Annotated in this window: 17 protein-coding genes; 1 reads left to right on the forward strand and 16 read right to left on the reverse strand. The window is 40.8% G+C overall.

Annotated features, from left to right (window positions below):
• Positions 1 to 34: 34 nt before the first annotated feature.
• The 3 genes from NST59_RS10355 to NST59_RS10365 are packed head-to-tail and all read right to left on the reverse strand — an operon-like array spanning position 35 to position 1,719.
• Positions 35 to 229, reverse strand: a complete 195-nt coding sequence (locus NST59_RS10355; RefSeq protein WP_008344527.1) for a capping complex subunit for YIEGIA — start codon at positions 227 to 229, stop codon at positions 35 to 37.
• A 6-nt stretch (positions 230 to 235) separates the two neighbouring features.
• A complete protein-coding gene (locus NST59_RS10360; RefSeq protein ID WP_039179575.1) occupies positions 236 to 1,120 on the reverse strand; it encodes a YIEGIA family protein in 885 nt (294 codons plus the stop codon).
• The gene (locus NST59_RS10365; RefSeq protein ID WP_421727355.1) at positions 1,117 to 1,719 is read right to left on the reverse strand and encodes a YphA family membrane protein; all 603 of its coding nucleotides are present in this window, start codon (positions 1,717 to 1,719) and stop codon (positions 1,117 to 1,119) included. The genes NST59_RS10360 and NST59_RS10365 overlap by 4 nt, the downstream gene beginning before the upstream one ends.
• A 119-nt stretch (positions 1,720 to 1,838) precedes the next feature.
• Here NST59_RS10365 and NST59_RS10370 point away from each other — a divergent pair, with 119 nt between their 5' ends.
• A complete protein-coding gene (locus NST59_RS10370) occupies positions 1,839 to 1,970 on the forward strand; it encodes a YpzI family protein (RefSeq protein ID WP_064497540.1) in 132 nt (43 codons plus the stop codon).
• A gap of 16 nt (positions 1,971 to 1,986) precedes the next feature.
• Here NST59_RS10370 and fni read toward each other — a convergent pair whose 3' ends face one another.
• From fni to NST59_RS10435, 13 genes are all read right to left on the reverse strand, one after another.
• Entirely contained in the window at positions 1,987 to 3,042 is a 1,056-nt protein-coding gene (fni, locus tag NST59_RS10375) for a type 2 isopentenyl-diphosphate Delta-isomerase (protein ID WP_144490283.1), read from the reverse strand.
• 14 nt (positions 3,043 to 3,056) lie between these two features.
• Positions 3,057 to 4,208 carry a 30S ribosomal protein S1 gene (gene rpsA, locus NST59_RS10380; RefSeq protein ID WP_041085926.1) on the reverse strand — a complete coding sequence of 384 codons (1,152 nt, stop codon included), beginning with the start codon at positions 4,206 to 4,208 and terminating at the stop codon, positions 3,057 to 3,059.
• A 223-nt stretch (positions 4,209 to 4,431) separates the two neighbouring features.
• Positions 4,432 to 5,109 carry a (d)CMP kinase gene (gene cmk / locus NST59_RS10385; RefSeq protein WP_144490284.1) on the reverse strand — a complete coding sequence of 226 codons (678 nt, stop codon included), beginning with the start codon at positions 5,107 to 5,109 and terminating at the stop codon, positions 4,432 to 4,434.
• A gap of 71 nt (positions 5,110 to 5,180) precedes the next feature.
• Positions 5,181 to 5,363, reverse strand: coding sequence for a YpfB family protein (locus NST59_RS10390; RefSeq protein ID WP_099663365.1), 183 nt, complete (start codon positions 5,361 to 5,363; stop codon positions 5,181 to 5,183).
• Between the two features lie 63 nt (positions 5,364 to 5,426).
• Complete coding sequence (locus NST59_RS10395; protein WP_058837963.1) at positions 5,427 to 6,074, reverse strand: flagellar brake protein; 648 nt, start codon at positions 6,072 to 6,074, stop codon at positions 5,427 to 5,429.
• Positions 6,075 to 6,176: 102 nt separating this feature from the next.
• A complete protein-coding gene (gene ypeB, locus NST59_RS10400; protein ID WP_144490285.1) occupies positions 6,177 to 7,526 on the reverse strand; it encodes a germination protein YpeB in 1,350 nt (449 codons plus the stop codon).
• Positions 7,527 to 7,542: 16 nt separating this feature from the next.
• Entirely contained in the window at positions 7,543 to 8,451 is a 909-nt protein-coding gene (gene sleB / locus NST59_RS10405; RefSeq protein ID WP_039179596.1) for a spore cortex-lytic enzyme, read from the reverse strand.
• Positions 8,452 to 8,584: 133 nt separating this feature from the next.
• The gene (gene prsW, locus NST59_RS10410; RefSeq protein ID WP_024422824.1) at positions 8,585 to 9,241 is read right to left on the reverse strand and encodes a glutamic-type intramembrane protease PrsW; all 657 of its coding nucleotides are present in this window, start codon (positions 9,239 to 9,241) and stop codon (positions 8,585 to 8,587) included.
• A gap of 156 nt (positions 9,242 to 9,397) precedes the next feature.
• A complete protein-coding gene (locus NST59_RS10415) occupies positions 9,398 to 10,369 on the reverse strand; it encodes a YpdA family putative bacillithiol disulfide reductase (protein WP_144490438.1) in 972 nt (323 codons plus the stop codon).
• 124 nt (positions 10,370 to 10,493) lie between these two features.
• A complete protein-coding gene (locus tag NST59_RS10420; RefSeq protein WP_007500982.1) occupies positions 10,494 to 11,768 on the reverse strand; it encodes a Glu/Leu/Phe/Val family dehydrogenase in 1,275 nt (424 codons plus the stop codon).
• Between the two features lie 196 nt (positions 11,769 to 11,964).
• Entirely contained in the window at positions 11,965 to 12,543 is a 579-nt protein-coding gene (locus NST59_RS10425) for a genetic competence negative regulator (RefSeq protein WP_024428080.1), read from the reverse strand.
• 165 nt (positions 12,544 to 12,708) lie between these two features.
• Positions 12,709 to 13,497, reverse strand: a complete 789-nt coding sequence (locus NST59_RS10430) for a metallophosphoesterase (RefSeq protein WP_126681637.1) — start codon at positions 13,495 to 13,497, stop codon at positions 12,709 to 12,711.
• 89 nt (positions 13,498 to 13,586) lie between these two features.
• A complete protein-coding gene (locus tag NST59_RS10435) occupies positions 13,587 to 14,042 on the reverse strand; it encodes a DUF2663 family protein (protein WP_151284389.1) in 456 nt (151 codons plus the stop codon).
• Positions 14,043 to 14,103 lie beyond the last annotated feature (61 nt).

Consider the following 14,103-nt stretch of genomic DNA (forward strand, 5'->3'; position numbering starts at 1 on the left):
TATATCAATTTTTAATCAGACCACAATGAATAACTTAAAAATGTTTGACAATCAAGTAGAGATCTTCTCCAATGCCGTGTGCAATTCCATCTAAAATGGCCTCTAAATTCATGGCATACATGTCGAGTTCTTCTTTATTTTCACAGAAAAAAACGGCTGTTCCGCCAATGACCCGCTCTTTATTTGTTGTCGCCACAGCCAATATAAATTGTTCAATGGTGTTCGCCATGCCCTATTACCTCACTTTCTTTTTAATGAAATCTGTCGGCATTCGAATGGCATTTTCTAAAATAGGCACCTCTTCTAATACACGGACAGCCAAATCTTCACGATACCATTGCGGTAAAATGAACACGCCAAGTGTGCCGTTATTCAGATCACGTTTTGCGAGCGGACAGAGCGATGGTTCCCCAGAATCGCGATACACGCCAAGCACGTTCGATAAATCAAATAAAATGGCTTGCCGCTGTCCAAGGTTGGCAATCGTTGTAGCAGAGTTGAAATTTTTCGGCGTCAAAATAAAGCCCATCCCATGCTCTAAAATGAGCTTTTGCTTTTCAGGCAGCCCGATATTCATAATGTATATATCATTCACATAAAGCCCTGCCCCATCAAAGCGAAGTTCCCCTTTTTGAATATTGACGATATCCTTTAATTGACTGCCTGACATTAATAGCTTTGCCATGAAAAAACAAAGAATACCGACCACTGTTCCAACAACAAGCGAGAAGAAAATACAGGCTGTCGTTGTAATAAGTGCAGTGAGAATCGCAATATAATTTCGACTTTCAAAGGCAATGGCAATGCCTTCTATATATGTACTGCCTCGTGAGACAAGCTCGTACGAATCCATTTGGGTTAACGTATTTCTTTCCATATTTCTGACATCGCGAAATTGCGTGGCTGCCAAAGTGAGAAAGGTAATCGCCGTAAATTCCTCCTGAATCAGTGCAGGCATAATGATCGCACCTAATCCTGATGCAATAAAACCAAGCGCAATGTGAATCACTTGTCCATGAATATACGTAGGGTATTGCCGGTAATCGGTTCTTAACATGTAAAGTCTGGCCGCCATCCCAAAGATGACACCAATAATCACAGGAAACGTATAGTCTGTCATGTTGATTTTGCAGCCCCTTTTACTGATTTTCTTGATGAACGGGCGTTGAAGAGCTTTTCAAGCTGATCGACACCTAATAGGAAGACCGCTCCTTGCACAACGAAGGAAAGAAAAGAGAGATCCCCTATGACAATTGATGATGTGAGGCGGTGAATCGTCAGCGCATAAAGGGCTTCGCCGAGACATACTGACATCATCCATAGGGTGATTCTTTCCGTTAACGGCTGTCCATATGTCATACACATTAAGATCAGCAAGGCAAATACGACCCAATCCACCTTTATTATCGTGAACCAAACAGGGTCATATAATGCAAACATCATAAAAAAGGCATACGCGCTCACCATTGAGCCCAATTGCATGATCCTCATGAATCGATAACCAGGCCTGAATATGACGAAAGCGGCACATGCATATAAAAGAGTCATCAAGAATCCCGCATTCATGCTCATATCTAAAACGGATATCATGAAATGACTGGATATAATATGGACAAGTACACAGATACCTAGCACGCTGCGCCACAAACTTTTTTCCATGATAAATGTCACCATAATCCAAACGAACCATATAGACCAATAATAGTACAAAGCCTCCAACGCCTCATCACCTCAATTACATTATGGGAAAATCTCCAATTTTTAAACATGCGGATCGTTACCGGCTCTGTATGAAATAAACGAGAGGTGACACCCTAATGATTGAGGAGGGATGAGTGATGGGAAAAGATAGACAGGAAAAGCGTTTAAAGGCGTCAAAAAGAGTAGAATCTGACCGTGATCAATCCATTCATCATAAAGGTGCAACAGCATTAGAAGGTCCAGAAAGCGCTCGAAAAAGAAATCAATAAAAAAAGGCATGTGATATCACATGCCTCTCTTACTATAGTACGTTGTGTCAACGCCTCTTTCTTTGAGCCAATGACTTGTTTCCCCTGAGATCACAACTGGAGCTTGTCTCAGTTCTTCAATCGTCTTCACACCAAGCACTGTCATCATCATCTTGATATCTTCTTGAAGATCCATGATATCTGCGATGAGGCCGCTTTCTCCTCCACTGGTCAATGATTTTAAGAAAAATCCAGCAAGACCAGCAGCAGATGCGCCAAGAGCTAATGATTTGGTTACATCAAGAGCATCTTTGATACCTCCGGAGGCTAAAATCGTTTGATTCTGAAAGGCTGTATGTACTTCAGCAAGACTCGCTGCAGTTGGAATCCCCCATTGATCAAAATAACGAAGGGCTTTTTGGCGGCGGAGATTTTCAATCTTAGAAAAGTTCGTCCCACCAAATCCGCCTACATCAACGGCTGCAACCCCAGCATGGAATAACTTTCTTGCCGTCTCCTTGCTCATGCCAAATCCGACTTCCTTCACGACAACAGGCACACCAACAGATTGAGCGATAGCTGCAATCCGCTCAAGCGCCCCCCTGAAATCGCGATCCCCTTCAGGCATGACAATCTCTTGGATGACATTCAGGTGAATCTGGAGCATATTTGCCTCGAGCATGCTGACTGCTTCTTGAGCATGCTTAATCGTTGCTTCACTGCCTAAATTCGCAAATACAATTCCATCCGGATTGACTTTACGAACGATTTCATATGTTCGTCTTTCTTCTTTATCTTTCAGTGCAGCCATTTGTGATCCAACTGCTACTGGGATATTGGTCTCCTTCGCTGCGATCGATAAAGAGCGGTTGATCTCATAGGTAGATTCTCCGCCCCCGCCAGTCATTGCATTGATAAAAATTGGCGAACCGAAAGTCAGTCCGCCAATTGTCGTATGTGTATCAATTTGTGATGTTGCAAGATCTGGTAAACTGGCGTGAACGAAGGAAACATCTTCTAAACCTGTTGCTGCATGCTGGCCAGTGGACAACGCATGCTCAATATGCTGTTTCTTTCTTTCTGCTCGCGTCAATTTTGATCACCAAATTATTTTAGTTTATTGAGTTTATCGCCGATCAGGTCACCAAGCTGGAATCCGCTTGTGTTTTCTTCTTTCGCCTGATATTGACGATAATCCTCTTCGATTTGTTTTTCAGGATTTTCTTCTAAATCACGAATGCTTAGTGAGATGCGCTCTTCGTCTTCATTCACATCAAGCACTTTCACTTTGACAGTCTGCCCTTCTTCAAGGACTTCTTGCGGCGTGCCGATATGTTTATGAGAGATTTGGGAAATATGCACAAGCCCTTCTACACCTGGCAGAATTTCAACAAATGCACCAAAGCTCACAAGACGTTGAACAGTTCCTTCAAGCACATCACCTTGTTTTACCTTTTCACCAATTTGGCTCCAAGGTCCTGGTAATGTTTCTTTAATAGAAAGTGAGATACGTTCGTTATCACGATCAACAGCAAGTACTTTGACCTGGACTTCCTGTCCTTCTTCTACTACGTCAGATGGCTTTTCAACATGCGCATGGGATAGTTGAGAAATGTGAACTAATCCATCAATGCCGCCAATGTCAACAAATGCACCAAAATCAGTAAGTCTCTGCACTTTACCATCAATCACACTGCCTACTTCAAGCTTTTGCAGGAAGTCTTGCTTTTTGTCTAACTGCTCTTGCTCAACCACTGCACGGTGCGAGAGAATCACGCGATTTTTTTCGCGGTCAAGTTCTACCACGACAAGTGAGAGTGTTTTCCCTTTGTAATCTGTGAAGTCTTCTACATAGTGTGCTTCTACTAGAGATGCAGGAATAAATCCACGCACACCAATGTCAACGACAAGACCACCTTTTACAACGTCTTTTACTTCAGCTTCAAATACTTCTTTTGTTTCAAACTTTTTCTCTAGGTCTTCCCAAGCGCGGTCTGCATCAACAGCACGTTTAGATAAAATCAAAGCATCGTCTTCGACCTTTGTTACTTTAAGCTCTAACTCGTCGCCATCTTTCACGACATCTGATGCTTTTTCAACGTGAAGACTTGATAATTCACTGATTGGGATGATACCAGGTTGTTTCACATTGACGATATCTACATTGACATGCTTGTCCTCAACTTTAGAAACAATCCCTTTCACTACATCTCCAACCTCTGGTACCTGAACATCGATTTGATTCATTTCCTCTGTCATTTCGATAACCTCCTTGGTCCAAACCTACACAGCTTAGTTAAAACGACTGGGCGAATATGTGTCTTAAGCATGATGAATGCCAGCCGAATATGTATTATAGAAACATTCAAATCAATATAATTGCTTGAATGATCAATAAAAATAGTATTAGTATAAACTTCTAATAAAAGACCTTGTTTGTCAAGAGATAAACCTCTAACTTATTAAAGTTTTCTAAAATTTCTTACTGTTTCTCTACGCGGTCTGCTGCATCTAAAATTTTCCCTGCCACCTCTTGTATAGAAAGGGAGGTTGTGTCAATTTCAATGGCGTCGTCCGCTTTCTTTAAAGGTGAAACTTCGCGCTCAGAATCAAGCTTGTCACGTCTTGTAATCTCTTCAATCAGCTGATCGTAATTGACATCGTAGCCTTTTTTCTGATTCTCTTCAAAGCGGCGTTTTGCTCTTTCTTCTACTGATGCAAGCAAGAAAATTTTCACTTCGGCATCCGGAAGTACGTGAGTGCCTATGTCTCTTCCATCCATAACGACACCGCCTCGTTTGCCAAGCTCTTGCTGCCTGCGGACCATTTCTTCCCGAACAGCTCTGTGCTTTGCAACAACCGATACTTGGTTGCTTACGCGGTCTGTGCGAATATCCTCTGTGACATCCTTATTGTTTAGATGGACTTTTTGACCCTCGCCTGTTGTTACTAGTTCAATGACTGTTTTTTTCAGTAATGAATCAAGTGCCTGTTCGTCTTCAAGGTCTACACCTTGATTAAGTGCCGCAAGTGTAATCGCGCGGTACATGGCACCTGTATCAATATAAATATATGATTTTTTGGCTGCGACTATTTTTGCCACAGTGCTTTTGCCTGCTGCTGCAGGACCATCAATTGCAATAGATAATTTCTTTTTCATAATACCTCTCCTTGATTGAATCTCCCTTATGAATTGTAACACGATCACCGCTCAAACGGGGGAATTTTCTATCAATCCTTCTGCTTAAACGTCTCAATCCATTCTTCAATACTCATGTTATTCACACCCTCATACTGCACGACTTTTGACAAAAAAAGTTCTCCTTTCGTCAAATGAAGTGTGATCTGAACAGTTAGCAATAAAATAAGCTGAATGAACACCACTTTCAATAACCATCTTTCCATTGTCTTCATACAAAAAGCCTCCACGCTAGATTCTTTCCTCTCTAGTATGGAAGCTTTTTACACCCTTTATTCTTATGCTTTTTTCACACGTGTTAAAAGCTGCTGCTGGAAGCAGTATTTCATAATGTGCTGTTGGTGGTCATTTGTGATCTCTGAAAACTCCATGATCGCTCTTGTTTTGCCAGACTGTTCATCTTGATATACTCGATTCATCTCTGCAACCGCTTTAATTTTCACGGGCTCTTTTAAGGGAAGTTCAAACTCTGTGGCCACTTCTCCATAATCTTTCAATGACACGCCCTCAGGAACAGCAATCGCCACGCCGCCAGCACTTATATTCACAATAAACGTGTCAAAGGGCTCTTCGTCCGTTTGCATGATGGTGGCTTTGATCATCGTATCCACTCTCAAATATTCTCTTCGCTGAAGCCGGATCATTTTTTCTTTTGGCGGAATGGAAATAACAATCATCGGAATATCTTCTTTTCTTTTTCCAATGACTTCGCTTGTACATTTGTATGGAATTTGATTTTCGTCAAAAAAGAAGACGGTGATTTCTGTTTGCTGATTTAAGTAGATGGTGCGGCCCGTTTCTTTATCTGCTGGATAATTAATGCAAATATCATCGTTATTATTTTCCAAAACCTTCGATTTTGCTGTTTTCACTTCTTTGTTCTCATTGACATATTCAATTGTGATTGCATCCCCTATTTGTAACATTCCTCATCACTCTTTTCATCTGTGAAATCGTATCCTCTCCTATATTAAACCATGTCTAAAACAAAAGGAAAAGACTTATTAGCCTTTTCCTCGCTTCCTTTTCTATAGGTCTTTATATATAGGTTCTGCGTTTTTCAGTTTATCTACCCGTTCTTCTTTTCCAGTATCTGCATTAATGAACATGCGGTACGTATCGTTTTTTATCGTTCCGAGGAACTCATAGCACAGAACTTCCTCTGACATATCATTTTGCACAATCGCCAAATGAGTATCTTCGATCTTTACATGCTGATTCAATGTTTTCTGCGCTTCTTTTTGAGAGATTTTCGGTGCTTTGATGTCTCGAGTTTTATGATTCGTTAAGTAGTCCTTCGCTGAAAACCCAACAACCTCGCCATCATCCAATGCGACTTTCATGCGTATACTATCTGGATAAAGCAATACATTTTTTTGAAGAGGCACATAGGTAAATACACCGATATTATCAAATTGTGCACTTTCATCTAAATGGAACAATTCTGTGTCAAATCCGTGCTTCTTTAAAAAGCTGAGTGCTTTTTCTGATGCAGCATTCAAACTGATTTTTTGTTTTTTCACGTCACGATTCTGAAGAAGGTAGACTGGGTGCCCTCCTTTTTCAGTTAAGTCTAAGTAAAAGTTAGCATGGCTGTCTGGATCAGACATCGATAAGCTATACACGTCACGATTGGTTTTGCTGCCGCTTTTTCTCACTTTAAAATGTTGATTATGGTCAGGTGTGAATTGCTGTGCAATGCGGATCGCTTCTTTTTTTGAAATCTTATCGCCTTTTAGATGATTGTAGCCTTGTGTTTCTTTTTCTGTCGACACATTTGTAGGCCCAAGATCGACATCTGCAAACGCATCTGCATTTCTCTCGACTGTTTTCAGCCCGTCAATGATGGTGTTGTCGTTCTTTCGATCGCCGTCAGCCAGCGCCATTTCAACATCCATCCATTTTAAGTTTTTATTAAGGACGAGGTGCTGCACTTGTCTAAGTTCGTTTTGGATATCTGATGCTTGATTATAAAGGGCTGTAATGGTTTTGTGTGTATCTTTATTTAATGGTTCGTCTGATAAAGTTTTGACTGATGATTTGTAGCTAAAGTCTCCGACATTCGCCAGAAATTCTTCCGTTTTATTAAAAGGCATCAATGTGAGCGGGAGCTGGCTGACATTGTTATGCGCTTCTGATGACATTCTCCATACATCTGCAAGTGCTGGTGAGATGGATGTTTGGCTGTTCATCGCAAGTGTTGCGCCCAGTTTGTCATGCAGCTGATCCACCTGATACGTTAAATCGTGGAAGGCTCTTTGGTAGTTGTTCTCAGCATGAAGCAGCACGGCGTCTTTTTCTTGATGTTCTTTATAGCCCCAGTAACCTGTTGAGATGACAGCAATTCCTAAAATAGCAATCAATATTCCTCTGATCATTTATTTACACCTCTTTTTATTCGCAGAATATATGTTTCCCGATTCGTTTAATTTGTGGTCTTCCCCAAATCCATGGACTTGTTGCTGTATCAGGATTAAAGTAATAAATGGCGCTCTCAGATGGGTCCCAGCCATTGATTGCATCAAACACAGCCTTTTTTGCCGTTTCATCTGGCGTCATATAAAATTGCCCATCTGCTACAGCGGTAAACGCAAGCGGTTCAAAAATAACTCCTGCGATCGTATTTGGAAAGGTCGGATTGTTCAAACGGTTTAAGATGACGGCCGCGATGGCCACCTGTCCTTCATATGGCTCACCTCTTGCTTCACTGTAAACAGCTTGCGACAAGAGCTGAATGTCATTACTAGAAAAACCACCAGGCATGTTGGCTGCTGTTTGTTTCGGTGTTTGATTTCCCTGCTGGCTGCCTGACTGATTGCCAGACTTCGCAGATGATCCACTTTGACTTTTTTGATTTTCTTTTGTACCTTGAGCTGTCTTTTTTTGCGAGCTTCTTTTCGGAGCCTTTGTTTGCTGATCAAGAGGCTTTCCGCCATAATGGGTAAACTGGTTCCCTTGCTGCAGCTGCTTTTGAACAAATTCTTTGTAGTATTTCGTCTTTTGAACTAATAAGCTTTTTGTTTTCTCGCCTACAAGTCCATCGACCTTCTTGATGCCAAATTGGCTTTGAAAGTTACGAACGGCCCAGTACGTCCCCCAGCCATAGACGCCATCAATTTTGCCATTGTAAAAACCATTGTATTGGAGACGCGCTTGCAGTTCGACTACATCTTCTCCTGTTGCGCCCCGCTGGATGACTTGGCTGGTGAAGGCTTCACTTTTACTCTCTGTCAAAAGAGAAGACGCAAGAAGAACGATTGAGAAGATAAGAACGATTTGTTTTATGAAACGAGCTTTATCCATATTTGATCCTCCTGTACTTTTGATGTTTGAATATATGTTTCTTCCGATCCCTATTTTTATACATTCAACACAGGAGAGAATTGGATGGAAAAGACAAAAAACGCCCTATCAACAAATAGGACGTTTTCAAAAATTAAATTTGCACCATTTTTACCGCACGGGCTTTTTTTGCTTTCCTTAAACCAAACCACCATAAAAAAATCATGAACGGCACCATGATATATCCCCAGTTTTTCATCCCTAATAGAATGAAATCATACAGGCCGTGAAACAGCACAGGGAGCGTTAAAGAAAGGATCAGCCATTTGCGCTGTTCTTTTTTATCAGAGAAGCGGGCTTTTCCGATATAAAATCCCATCACAACACCAAATAATGCGTGACTTGATACAGGTAATAAAGCACGGGTAAACGCATATTCGACCCCATGACCGACTAAGTAAAGAATATTTTCAAGTGTTGCAAAACCAAGTGAGACACTCGTTCCATACACAATCCCGTCATAATGTTCGTCAAACTGAGCATGCGCATAAACGCTGACCATTAAAATAAACCATTTTAATGATTCCTCTAAAAAGCCCGACGTCACAAATGAAATCAAGATAGGGTTTGTTGCGATATTTTCCTCTTGAAGGACATATTGAATAAACATGGTTGGAAACACAAGTATGACACCTAGCATAAAAGATCTGATGACCATATGAACCGGCTCATTGTCGTACTGATCTTTCAAATAAAAATAACTTAAAAGTGCGATGCCGGGAGCTAAACCTGCTGAGATGATTGCGATCATAACCAGACCTCTTTCCCTACATTATCCTTCATTATCGTACCATGATTTACCCTTTTTTTATATGACTCGGGCCCATTTTTCTAAAAATAACTTTCTATATAATCCCAATTTATATAAAAAAGAACCGAACCCCTTTTGAAGGATCCAGTTCTTTTTTTATCCGTTGATTCTTTTGTTGATTTCTTCTGCAATGAGTCCGCCATGAAATCTTCCATTTTCGATGAAAATTTCATTTGCATTATTTCCAGCAGCAATGACTCCTGCAATGAAAATACCTTCAACATTCGTTTCCATCGTTTGTTCATCAAATGCTGGACGGCCTGATTCTTGATCTATCGTGACACCCATTTTTTCTAAGAAAGAATGATCTGGATGATAACCAGTCATGGCAAATACATAGTCACTTTTCACTCGATCCGTTTGATTTTGCTGGTTTGTAAAGATCACATCTTCTTCTGTGATTTCTTTCACCTGCGCGCCAAACTCCATGCGAATCGTTCCATTACGGACAAGCGCTTCAAACTCTGGTAAAATCCAAGGTTTGATGCTGGATGAATATTCTGTTCCTCTATAAAGCACAGTGACTCTGCTTCCGCATTTCACAAGTTCTAGTGCAGCATCCACGCTGGAGTTCTTCCCGCCGATCACCGTCACATCTTTATCAAAATATGGGTGCCCTTCTTTAAAATAGTGATACACGTGGGGAAGGTCTTCTCCTTTGACGTTCATATAATTTGGATGATCATAATACCCAGTCGCAATGACGACGTAATCACATGAATAATCGTCTTTTGATGTATTCACCGTAAAACGGCCATCTTGTTTCGTCACGGCGTTTACTTTTTCAAAAGCATGTACACGCAGTTTTTTTCGTCTGACGACCTCTCGGTAATAGGAAAGTGCCTGAATACGAACGGGCTTACGATTCTCAGTAATAAAAGCGACATCACCGATTTCAAGCTTTTCACTTGTACTAAAAAAGGTTTGATGTGTTGGGTAATGATAAATACTGTTCACGACATTCCCCTTTTCAATCACAAGTGCATCAATCCCAATTTGCTTGAATGCGATGGCAGCTGATAGTCCGCATGGGCCGCCTCCTATTATGATCGCTTTTTCTTGTTTCATTTGTTCCACTCCTGTCATTTCACTGCAATAACAATTGCTGGGCTGTTTGATTCTTTGTTCCATTCCATAAAAAAATCTCCTATTTAAGGATAGGAGATTTTAAGGCGCGATGCAAATCAGCCGCTTAAATCCAGCCTCTGAATCGAGAAGCTTCAGCCATTTTACGTACACCGACCATATATGCAGCAAGACGCATATCAATCCGGCGGTTTTGCGCCATTTCATAAATATTATTAAATGATTTCACCATCATATCTTCTAAACGAGTTTCAACTTCTTCTTCAGTCCAGTAGAACCCTTGGTTATTCTGAACCCATTCAAAGTAAGAAACAGTTACACCACCCGCACTCGCAAGTACGTCTGGGACAAGTAGTACACCACGATCTGAAAGAATTTTGGTTCCTTCCAGTGTCGTTGGACCATTTGCTGCTTCAACGACAATTTTGGCTTTAATGTTTGCCGCATTATCTTCTGTGATTTGGTTTTCAATGGCTGCAGGTACTAGGATATCACAATCTAGCTCAAGCAGCTCTTGGTTTGTAATTGTATCGTTAAATAATTTAGTGACGGTTCCAAAGCTGTCACGTCGGTCAAGCAAGTAGTCAATATCTAGACCATCTTCATCGTATAATCCGCCGTACGCATCTGAAATCCCTACGATTTTCGCTCCAGCATCATACATGAATTTAGCTAAGTAGCTTCCTGCATTTCCGAATCCCTGTACGACAACACGAGCCCCGTTAATGTCAATTCCTTTTTTCTTCGCCGCTTCTTTGATGCAGATCGTCACACCTTTTGCTGTTGCAGTATCACGTCCGTGTGATCCTCCAAGAACAATTGGTTTTCCTGTAATAAATCCTGGCGAGTTAAACTCATCAATTCTAGAATATTCATCCATCATCCATGCCATAATTTGAGAGTTCGTAAACACGTCTGGTGCTGGAACATCTTTTGTTGGTCCAACAATTTGACTGATGGCACGAACATAGCCACGGCTAAGTTTTTCAAGCTCTCTGAATGACATTTCTCTTGGATCACAGATAATACCGCCTTTTCCTCCGCCATAAGGAAGATCCACAATTCCACATTTTAAACTCATCCAAATTGAAAGCGCTTTTACTTCTTTTTCCGTAACGTTCGGGTGGAAACGAATTCCGCCTTTTGTTGGACCGACAGCATCATTGTGCTGTGCGCGGTAACCAGTGAAGATTTTCACAGATCCATCATCCATACGTACTGGAATTTTGACCGTTAATAGACGAATTGGCTCCTTCAGCAATTCATACACTTCCTGCGGATACCCTAATTTGTCTAGCGCTTTATGTATGACGGTTTGAGTTGACTTTAAAACATCTAGCTTATCTTCTGCGTTATGAGCGGCGTTTTGATCGGCTGCCATTAAAATAAACCCCCTAGAAATCTTTCATGATCTACTGCTCCCTTTCAAGCAATAGTATACACCTTCGTACTGGTAAAGCAAAGGTAAAAAGCGTTTTTTATCAAAATAAAATATCAGCGTTTATAAATATAAAAAAGGATATAAAAAAATACTGTTGTTTCATCACAACAGTATTAAATATAATAGAAAAAAGTGATTAAAAATACATTTGAATCGTTTTCACAGCATCTTCTTGCATGATCACTTTTCCATACTCTTTTAGCCGGTGAATGGTGAGTGTCGTAGGTGAACCAAACTCTGCTAAAATCGAAATGACTGTATCAGCAGATAGTTCTCCAACATCATCTAGGCTGAGATAATATTGACCTTCATAATGGTAAACTGTACCCCCTAAAAGTCCAATACGACTTAAACTATGGGACAGTTGAATCACATCTTCAAACGAGGCAAATTGATAGAGCACATGCTTGCTCTCGTCGAGCTTGACTTGCATCTCAATGTAATCTTCATCAAACTCATCATCAGCATCTTCCTGCTGACTCTTTGTGACAATGACGACCATCCCCTGCGCCTGAAGAGAAAATACTTCAACAGCAATCGGTCCATTCGCTTCAAAACCGAGCTCCTGATTCGCCTCGTTCATCATGTCTTTAAACAGCTGATGGACTTTGAACGAATCTTTCCAAAGGTCTTCTTTCGTAAGACCTCGGTCTGTCAGGTCATCTAGTGTGAGAAAAATTTTGATTTTATTATAATTCAGACGCTCCAGTCGCATAACGTTCCCTCCTGCCTCTTCTAAACACACATCATACTGTAGTATATGAGATGATGAGTCATAGGTTCTTAATTTTGTATTCAGTTTACACTGTGTCAAGACGGAAGACAAGCATGAAGCTATGCTTACGGTGACTTTTATGGAAAATATTGAGGGTTCCGCAAGTTAACGCGTTTTTAGAGGCATTAAATAGATCAGATGGGTTTCTGGTTCTGCTCCGAGACGCAAAGGAAGTTTTGTTGTACCGTAGCCATTACTAATGAGAAAGAACGCACCTTTGACCTGGCCTGTTCTTCCTTTTTCATACGGTCCAAATTTCCCAATTCGGATCTGTCCCCCATGCGTATGACCGCTCAGGACAAGATCAATTCCTTCCTCTTCACTCATCAAATGATGTACATCTGGATTGTGTGATAAGAGAATATTGACATCTTCTTTCACAAACTCTGGCCGTATCGCTTCATAATCTGCTTTTTCAAGCCGAATATCATCAATTCCTCCGATTTTAATTCGCTGGCCTTCGAAATTCCATACAGCCGTTTCATTTTGCAAAGTCGTGACATCGTATGCATGAAAAATCTCTTTCAACCTTTGCTGGTGCAGCTCATGATCATTATTTCCCCAAACAAAATAAACCGGCGCAATTCTTGATAAACGTTTCACATTTTCTTCAATCCTTGCGTAGGGCACACCTTTTTCTGCTAAATCTCCGCCAATCATAATCACATCTGGCTCTTCCTGTCTGATTTCCGCTAATAAAGTGTCACTGATGAGACGTCTGTGTGTATCAGAAATAAAGAAAATGACAGCAGGCCGGTCTGATTGAAGTGCTTCTATTGTAAAGTAATGCTTTTTGATGTTGTTTTGTTTTGCCGTTTTCACCATTTTTGCCGTTACACACACACCTGTTGTAACAGCCGCAATGGCGGCAGTAAATCCGATGGCATATTTCATCACAAATGGCTCCCTTACATATCTTTCTCTTTCATAAGACGCTTGAATGAAAAAAGACGTTTCAACTGTTAAACGTCTTTTTTTCTCATTTATTTACTTTCATAATAGAGATTAATGTCATATTGCTTCTGCATATAGTGAAAAACCGTCTCGCGCTCTTTCCACTGATTTGATTGCGACCATAAGTCTGTGCTCTTTTGTATAATTTCACATCGAAGCCGATGATATTCATCTTCAGCCTTTTCTTCTTTTTTCTTATAGTAATAAGAGGCATAAAAAGCAAAGACCTCAGCCATGATCCAAAACAGAAAAACTTCATGACCAAGCAGTGTGGCAATCATCGCTTCTGGCTGAAGCGAGCCGCCTCCCGCATTTGCCGTGATCACAAAATAAAACAAAAGAATGGCCAGCGATAGAAGGGCTGTCCATTGCCACCTTTTGCACTGCTTGGCAAAACCCTCATATTTATGCTTTCTTTTGATCAATGTTTCCATCATCTTCTGTGTTGGCTGATCCATATATCGGCTGATTGCGTGCAATGTCATCACATACACCCTGTCCCTTTTTTCTACATATGTATGTGCGTGCTTCTTCATTCATGTCAGA

The organism is Bacillus sp. FSL R5-0439 (assembly GCF_038008805.1).
GTDB classification, from domain to species: Bacteria; Bacillota; Bacilli; order Bacillales; family Bacillaceae; genus Bacillus; species Bacillus safensis.